This window comes from Chryseobacterium sp. SIMBA_038 (genome assembly GCF_046535115.1).
Lineage (GTDB): Bacteria > Bacteroidota > Bacteroidia > Flavobacteriales > Weeksellaceae > Chryseobacterium.
Map to the genome: position 1 here is coordinate 1 of NZ_JAWRXH010000332.1, position 250 is coordinate 250.

The 250-nt window shown below is 42.0% G+C and carries 1 protein-coding gene; it reads right to left on the bottom strand.

Features of this window, described 5'->3' with window-relative positions:
* Nucleotides 1–250 (bottom strand): hypothetical protein (locus tag SB689_RS23780; protein WP_410694500.1); only part of this gene is annotated, 250 nt, incomplete at both ends.

Consider the following 250-nt stretch of genomic DNA (forward strand, 5'->3'; position numbering starts at 1 on the left):
AGTTTTTTTGGACCATTTGAATGTTGCAGAGTTGGTTGAGATATCACTCTGTTCAATTGATAGATCCTCTACCTCTGGTTCTGCGTCTGTAGTAGACCCGGACGATTCAGCGGACACGATCAGAGTCTCAGGGAATCTCTTCCAAGCCTCTACATAAAAAGTGTATTCTGTGCCGGAGTCTAAACCATGGAAGATATATTCATGATTTGGAGAATCGAATGAAAACTTCTCCTGTAATACCTTTGTCCCT